General features: G+C 64.9%; 5 protein-coding genes and 2 tRNA genes. 5 read left to right on the plus strand and 2 right to left on the minus strand.

The features are described from left to right. Positions 1 to 63: 63 nt before the first annotated feature. The 3 genes from AC1Q6Z_RS20250 to AC1Q6Z_RS20260 are packed head-to-tail and all read left to right on the plus strand — an operon-like array spanning position 64 to position 4335. A complete protein-coding gene (locus AC1Q6Z_RS20250; protein ID WP_439617061.1) occupies positions 64 to 864 on the plus strand; it encodes a response regulator transcription factor in 801 nt (266 codons plus the stop codon). A 26-nt stretch (positions 865 to 890) separates the two neighbouring features. Next, a complete protein-coding gene (locus AC1Q6Z_RS20255; protein WP_492649029.1) occupies positions 891 to 3062 on the plus strand; it encodes a GumC family protein in 2172 nt (723 codons plus the stop codon). A 13-nt stretch (positions 3063 to 3075) separates the two neighbouring features. Beyond that, positions 3076 to 4335: a polysaccharide biosynthesis/export family protein gene (locus tag AC1Q6Z_RS20260; protein ID WP_492649030.1), complete on the plus strand. Its 1260-nt coding sequence runs from the start codon at positions 3076 to 3078 to the stop codon at positions 4333 to 4335. 27 nt (positions 4336 to 4362) lie between these two features. On the opposite strand, the gene AC1Q6Z_RS20265 is transcribed toward AC1Q6Z_RS20260, so the two are convergent. Next, positions 4363 to 5547, minus strand: a complete 1185-nt coding sequence (locus AC1Q6Z_RS20265; protein ID WP_492649031.1) for a polysaccharide pyruvyl transferase family protein — start codon at positions 5545 to 5547, stop codon at positions 4363 to 4365. Between the two features lie 244 nt (positions 5548 to 5791). On the opposite strand from AC1Q6Z_RS20265, the gene AC1Q6Z_RS20270 reads away from it, so the two are divergent. After that, entirely contained in the window at positions 5792 to 6988 is a 1197-nt protein-coding gene (locus tag AC1Q6Z_RS20270; protein WP_492649032.1) for a glycosyltransferase family 4 protein, read from the plus strand. A 70-nt stretch (positions 6989 to 7058) separates the two neighbouring features. On the opposite strand, the gene AC1Q6Z_RS20275 is transcribed toward AC1Q6Z_RS20270, so the two are convergent. Then, positions 7059 to 7134: transfer RNA gene (locus AC1Q6Z_RS20275), tRNA-Val, on the minus strand. Between the two features lie 245 nt (positions 7135 to 7379). Here AC1Q6Z_RS20275 and AC1Q6Z_RS20280 point away from each other — a divergent pair. Beyond that, positions 7380 to 7456, plus strand: a tRNA-Asp gene (locus AC1Q6Z_RS20280).

Below are 7456 nucleotides of genomic sequence, written 5' to 3' on the forward strand. Positions count from 1 at the left end.
TCAAGTAGATGCGGAGACAGTCGCTAACTCGTAATTTTGACCAGGAATCTAGTGAGGGGTATCATGGTAAGAGACGACGAGATGGATTCCGACAGGGAATCGATTGATATTTTCCGGACTGCAGGACTGACCAGCAGCGACATTCGTGTCGACTTCAGGGATCAGATGGAACGGCACTCGCAGCGATATGCCGTGAACGACTATGTCGCGATCTTCGACAAGCGTAATCTCGATCGTGAATGTCTGGCCAACAGCCTCGATTCCCACCAGATCGGCATCAGCATCTTCACCTTTTCAGGCCTGGCGAGCTGGCAGCAACGCAAGGGCTCGCTCGGCACGCTGCGCGCCGCTCTTCTCAACATCGGCAGCAACGACATCACCGATCCCGGGCTTCGCGACGAGATCACCCAGCTCGTGACGACGCTGGAGCCGGTGCCGGTCGTCGTGCTTTCGGACAATCATGCCATCGAACACGTCTTGCAGGTCATCGATCTCGGCGTGCACGGGCTCATTCCAAGCACGGTCGACATCGACGTCTGCATCGAGGCGATCGGGCTTGCCATCGCCGGCGGGCAGTTCGTGCCGGCCAGCAGCGTGCTGGCGATGCGCGGCCTGCTCGGCAGCTACGCCTCGCGCAAGATCTGCGGTTCCGCCTTCACGGTGCGCCAGGCTGCCGTCGCCGAAGCGCTGCGCCGCGGCAAGGCGAACAAGATGATCGCCCGCGAACTCAACCTCTGCGAAAGCACGGTGAAAGTGCACATTCGCAACATCATGAAGAAGCTCGGCGCCACCAACCGCACGGAAGTCGCCTGCAAGGTCGGCGAAATCCTGACGGACGAGACGCTTCAGAACAGCAGGGCATAAGCCCGCTCCGCAACAGGAAGTCCGTCATGATCTGGTCCGAAAATCAGGCCGGCCCGGAGGAGTCTGCGATTCCCAGGGTGCTTTCGGTCATCGTCGAGCGCCGGTGGCTGATCCTCTTCTGCGTTGCCGTGGGCATGGGGGCTGCCGCCGTCGGCTATCAGGACCAGCCGTCGCGCTACCGCGCCGAGGCGGTGCTGGCGCTCGACGCGCGCAAATTCCAGGCTCTGCCGACCGAATCCGTCATTTCCTCGCTGCCGCAGGAAAGCCCGGTGCTGCGCACCGAGGTCGATATCATCTCCTCGCGCTCGATGGCCGAAAGGGTCCTGGCCTATCTGCAGGCGTCGGGCGTCGATGTCGCCAAGGGTTTCGTCCTGACGGCGGAAAGCGGCACCGCCCAGGCGTCGCCCGGCCACGCGACCCGCGTGATCGCCGACAGGCGCGTGCTCATCGACAAGCTGACCTCCGGCGTGCGCGTCACGAATGACGGCCGCTCCTACACGATCTACGTCGCCTTCAGCGGCACGGAGCCGCAGTTCACCGCCGACGTCGCCAACGCCTATGCGGAGACCTACATCAACTATCAGGTCGATCTCCAGACGACGGCAACACGGCGCGTCAGCGACTGGCTCGGCACGCGCCTCGTCAGCCTGCGCAGCGACCTGGAGCGCTCGGAACACACGGCGACTTCGTTCCGCGAAAAGTCCGGCATCGTCAAGTCGAACGGCACGACCCTGCTGTCCCAGCAGATCGCCGGGCTGAATGCGGAGCTGGCGCGGCTGCGCGCCCAGCTTGCCGGCTCGGTCGCGCGGCTTGCCACCGCAATCGACGCGTCGGAAGGAAAGGGCGGTCTCGCCTTGTCGGAGGTTCTCAATTCCCCGGCGATCCAGCAGCTGCGCACCGAAGAAGCACGCCTCAAGCGCCTCCTTGCGGCGATCAGCGAAAGCGGTGCGGTGAAGAACCCGCAGATCCCCGACCTGAAATCGCAGCTCGCCACGATCCAGGCGCAGATCGACGTCGAGGTGGAGCAGATCGTCGGCAGCCTGCGCAACGAGATTGAGGTCACGCGGCGCCAGCAGTCCGGCCTTGAGGCCAGCCTGAAACAGCTCCAGACCGAAATGTCGACGGCAAACGAGTCCATCGTCCAGGCCGACCAGCTTGACCGCGAGGCGAGCGCCAACCGGGCAATCTACGAGAGCTACCTGACGCGCTATAAGCAGACGATCGAACAGGACGGCATCGCCATGGCGGAGGCGCGCATCATTTCGCGCGCCATGCCGTCCGGCACGCCGTCGAGCCCGGACCTTTCGGCCTGGCTGCTGGGCGGGCTGATGTTCGGCCTTGGCGGCGGGGCGTTCTCGACCCTTCTGCTCGAACTGCGCGCGAGCTTCCGGCGTCGCCCCGATCCGGCCGAAAGCAATCTCGGCAGCCCCGTCATCGGCCGCATCCCGGAACTTTCCCCGCAGCAGCGCTCCAACGTCGCGGGCATCATCCGCGATTCCCTCTCGCCCTTTGCCCAGGCCGTCGCCGACGTGCAGGGTCGCCTGCGGCTTTCCGCCCGGTCGGGCAACGTGCTGGTGGTTTCGGTGACATCGGCAGGCCCCGGCGAGGGCAAGACGCTCGTCGCGTCCTGTCTCGCCCGCTCGCTGGCCGCCACGGGGCTGCGCACCGTCATCGTGGATACCAATCTCACGGCTCCCGGTATTGCCGACGAATTCAGCGTCCTGCCGCTGCGCACGGTGGATACGGTCGCGGCATCCGAGGACGTGCCGATCGACGAGCTCATCCGCCGCGACGGGGCGTCCGGCCTCGACCTGATCTGCGCTTGCAGGGTCGATGTGCCCGCCGAACATATCCTCGGCCACAAGGGTTTTGCGCGCCTGCTCTGTACCCTCCGGCAGACCTATGACGTCGTGATCGTCGATTCGACGGCGCTGTCGAACGGTTCCAGCGCGCTGCTCGTCTCCTCGCTTGCCGATACGACGGTGCTCGTCGTTCCGGCCGGCAGCGATTCCGTGCGCACGGTGCGGGCGCTGCGCACCCTCAAGACGGCGGGCATCGTGGTCGGAGGGCTCGTCATCAACAACGCGGCAAGCCGCCGCAACGTCGTGTCCCTTGTCACGGACCACCATCGGTCCACGGCGGAGGCCGGAAAACGCAACGAAAATCCCATCGACACGCCGTCGATCGTCGGCATGTGAGGCTCGAAACGTCATGGCAAAAGTCCAGGCCGTAACACGCAAACAGCATCGGCCACCGCCGAGTATGCTTTGGCTGGCGCTTCTGGCCTGCCTGCTGTTCCTTGCCCAGGCAATTGCCGCGGCGGGCGCGGAGGACCAGCGCTACCGGCTGGCCAGCGGCGACGTGCTGCGCATCACGGTTTACGGCGACCTCGGATTGAGCGGTTCCTTTCCCATCGGCACGGACGGCACGATCGGCTATCCGCTGCTCGGCAACATAGTGGCCGCCGGCAAGAGCATCGACGAGGTCCGCGAAACGATCGATGCGGGGCTGAAGGTGCATATCGCCAATCTTTCCGCGTCCGTGGTGGTGGAAGCCTATGCGCCGGTCTTCATCGTCGGCGAGGTCCAGAAGCCCGGCCGCTACGAGTTCCGTCCCGGCATGATCGCGCTGGAACTGTTCGCGCTCGGCGGCGGGCAGAAGGAGGCGCTGGCGCAGGGGGAAAATGCCGGCGTGCAGCTCGCCGGCCTGCGGCAGGAATATGCCGATCTCGGCATGCAGCTTCTGGCGCAGGATGTGAAGCGGGCGCGCCTCGAAGCGGAACTGAACGAGCGGGACTTCAGCTATGTGGCCCGCGAAGAGCTCGGCACGCCCGATCCACGCATCGTCCAGCAGGTCGTGCAGTCCGAACGCACGCTGTTCGAGCTCCGCCGCGCGACGCTCGCCACCGAGCTCGAAAGCCTGGAAGTCCAGAAGAAAAGTTATGTCGAGGAGATCGACACGCTGGAGCGCAGCGGCAAGCTGCGTGACGGTGAACTCGCCCTCCTGGACGAGGATGTGAAACAGGCCCGCACCATGGTGGATCGCGGCATTACGTCCAAGACCCAGCTTCGCGAAAAACAGCGCGAAATATCCGCGACCAACCGCGACGTGCTGGAGTTCGGCTCCTTCCTCGCCCGCGCGCGCCAGAACCTGACCGCGATCGACGGCCGGCTGGTCTCCATGCGCGGACAGCGGCGCGGAGACGTTGCGGCGGAACTGCGCGAGGTGAACATCGACATCCTGCGCCTTCGCCGCAAGATGGCCTATAGCGTCCAGGCCATGGCCGAGGCCGGCATCGCCCTGCAAAAGAAGGACGGCAGCCGGCAGGCGGCCTTCCGCTTCTCCGCCATCCGGTTGCTCGATGGCCAATATAAAGAAGTCGAGGTCGGCCAGACCGATCCGGTGATGGCCGGCGATATCCTGCGGGTGAGCCTGGCGCTGGAAGAGGGCGACGTCGTCGTCCAGCGTTAGGGGAGACCCTGCCGAATCATTGTGTGTTCAGCGATCGACCAGCACGCGAGCGAGAAGCAGGTTCTGCTGCTTGGCAAGCTCGGAGCGGATCATCGCGTTGCGCCGGGCGATCGCCTTGCCTGCGGCATGCAGGTCGCCGAGGACGATCCGGACCTGCCTCAAGAGCAGGTCCACGTCGAATGTCTCTATATGCTGGCAGAACGGGATCCGGCCGAATTCCGCCATCAACTCGTCATTCTTCTCCGCATAGCCGAGCGAAAGCGTCGGCCGGCCGATTTTCAGGGCGCAGATCAGGTTGCTGTAGCGCGAGACGATGGCGATATCGACCTTCTGCATTTCTTCCATGATGACGTGCAGCGAAGCGGTCCGCGCCGCGGACAAACGACCACCGCCGCTGCCGGCAAAAGCGATGCGTATATCGTCGAGAGTCGTTTCGTCCGACGTGTCGCCCATGAAGAGGCGTACGTCGTAGCCCTCGTCGAGCAGCCCGCGCACCACGCGCAGCATCTTGTCCAGATAGGTCCGGTAGATCGCCTCTGCGCCGACATGGTCGCGCTGCCATCCGCGATAGTGCATGACGCCGATGCCGATCGTCGTCGGGCGTTCCGTCGCGGCAGGGCGGACGGGTTTGCGCAAGCCGAAGGCGATGTCGGGAAAACGGTGGTCGGAAGAGGTGTCGATGCCGAGGCCCTGCACATAACGGAGCGAGTAGTCGTCGCGGTAGGAGCGGTAATCGGCCAAACGCACCGCCGATTTCAGGAACCAGCGGCTGAGCCTGCCGTGGATCGGTCCGGCGCCGACGCTGACGAAGGCTATGCGTGCGCCGCGCAGCCGGGCGGCAAGACACCAGCCGTAAACGATGAAGGGCCATCCGAACGCCGTTTCCTGGAAATCGTCGAGGATGCCGGTGCCGGGTACGACAAGCACATCGATTCGGCCGGCGGTCCGCAGCATCGAGGCGAGGTTGGCGATCCGGCCGGGGATACGCCCGAACCGGGCATCAAGGGCGCGGAAAAACGGACGGGAGAACGACGCGGCGCGAATGCCGACCGCCTCCAGCGCAAAACGTTCGCCGATCACCGCGGGGTCGGAGCAGATGCAAAGCAGGCCGGCCTCCGGGCAGGCCCGGCGCAGGAAGACCAGCATCGCCTCCAGCGAGCCGTCATTGCCCGAGTTTCCGGACCCGAACTGTCCGAGCAGGCCGATCTTCATGAAATTTGTCCACCGCTATCGAGTGGCGCCCCGGAAGTCCGGGCATTCAAAAAATAGGCGAGGGCCGCCAGGACGCCAAACTATCGCGCCGCGCCCTGACACGGAAAACAAGGACCTTCGGCGTCCCGCCTCCACCAAAAGAGGTAGGCGTTCGGCGGTCTCCTGCGAAGGGCCGGGGCGGCTTTCCAAGACCCAGCTTTTCCGCTGTCGATCCGTCGGGACAATGGGCATCGAGGGACCGACCATGAAGATCGCCTATTTCGTCCTGCCGCATATGGGTGGCACCTATACCGTGTTCAGGCACCTGCGCGGCGGCCTCGCGCCGCACGGGATCGACCTGCGTTGGGTCGGGCTGTCCCATCGCGGCTGGAGCCTTCAACCGGGGCTGGAGCACGAAGCGGCCTTCGGCACGCTCGTCGAAACGCCACCGGGCGACGGGAAAAGCGCTGCACGGCAGCTTGAACGGGCGATCGTCGCAGAAGGGTACGACGGCGTTATCGTCAATGTGCTCAGCGACCGGGTGCAGACCAATATCGTGCGTTATCTCTCGCCAAAAATCCTGCGCCTGATGGTCGTGCACAACATCACCCCCGGCACCTATGCCGCCGCCCACGCGATCCGCCCGCATGTCCATGCCACCGTCTGCGTCTCGCGACGCTGCCGCGACGATCTGGTGAAGCGCCATCATTTCCCGGCCGAGCGTACCGCCGTCATCGCCAATGCCATCTCGACGGATGCCTACCCCCAGGCCGACCGGCTGCCGCGGCCGATCGGGGAGGGGCTGCGCCTGCTGTTTCTGGGACGAATCGAGGATGCCTCCAAGGGTGTCTTGTGGCTGCCGGAGATCCTTGCCCGGCTGCCGGCCTCGGTGACCCTGACCATCGCCGGCGACGGCCCGGATTTCGCGCGGCTGAAGGCCGCCATGCCCGGCATGGCGCCGCGCATCGTCTATCCGGGCGCCGTTGCGGCCGAAGCGGTGCCGGATCTGCTGGCGGCGCACGACGTCTTTCTCATGCCGTCGCGCTACGAAGGGCTGCCGATGGCGCTGGTGGAGGCCATGGCGGCCGGATGCGTGCCGGTCGCCTCGGCGCTGCGCGGCGTCACGGACATGATCGTCGAGGATGGGCGGGACGGGCTGCTCTTCCCGGTTGGCGACCCGGCGAAGGCCGCAGGCCTCATCCGCAGTCTGGACAAGGACCGTGCGCGTCTGCTCGCCCTTTCCATCGGTGCACGGCGAAAGGTTGCCGGCGCCTTCACCGTCGACCGCATGGCGGCGCATTATGCCTCGGTGCTGCGCGACATCCAGGCGAACCCGCCGCCGCTCGCCGCTCCCCTTGCCATGGACGGCTGGTCACTACCGCGAGGCCTGCGCCCGGGCCTGCGCACCTTCCTGCCGCAGCCGTTGAAAAACTGGCTGCGCGTGGTGCGCGAACGGCTCTGATCGAGAGAATCCGCGTCGCCGGTGCGTTGAAATCACGCGCAAAACATTGGAATTGGGGGAAAGGAAGAAGTGGTGGGCGATGACGGACTCGAACCGCCGACATCCTCGGTGTAAACGAGGCGCTCTACCAACTGAGCTAATCGCCCGCCGCGTTGGTGGCCGTGATCTATGCGGAACCGGATCAAACCGCAAGAGGCAATCGAAAAGTTTTTTGCATTTTTTGAATGTCCCCATGGTGATACAGAAGGGTGTGGAAACATTTCAGGGCGCGTCATTCTTTTGTCGTGAAACCTGCTTGACACCCAAAGGCGAACCCCTTAGTTAGCCGCTCATCGAACGGCTCTGGGCCGCTCGGGACGGGTGCTTCGCCATCCGGACGCTTTCGAGGAATGCGGGTGTAGCTCAGTCGGTTAGAGTGCCGGCCTGTCACGCCGGAGGTCGCGGGTTCGAGCCCCGTCACTCGCGCCA

The sequence above is a fragment of the Shinella sp. GW835-FHT14H05 genome, from assembly GCF_058793575.1.

What these genes read in the sequence shown, in the direction of transcription:
- AC1Q6Z_RS20250 (WP_439617061.1), top strand. Translation starts at nt 64, where the DNA reads ATGGTAAGAGACGACGAGATGGATTCCGACAGGGAATCGATTGATATT.
- AC1Q6Z_RS20255 (WP_492649029.1), top strand. Translation starts at nt 891, where the DNA reads ATGATCTGGTCCGAAAATCAGGCCGGCCCGGAGGAGTCTGCGATTCCC.
- AC1Q6Z_RS20260 (WP_492649030.1), top strand. Translation starts at nt 3,076, where the DNA reads ATGGCAAAAGTCCAGGCCGTAACACGCAAACAGCATCGGCCACCGCCG.
- AC1Q6Z_RS20265 (WP_492649031.1), bottom strand. Translation starts at nt 5,547, where the DNA reads ATGAAGATCGGCCTGCTCGGACAGTTCGGGTCCGGAAACTCGGGCAAT.
- AC1Q6Z_RS20270 (WP_492649032.1), top strand. Translation starts at nt 5,792, where the DNA reads ATGAAGATCGCCTATTTCGTCCTGCCGCATATGGGTGGCACCTATACC.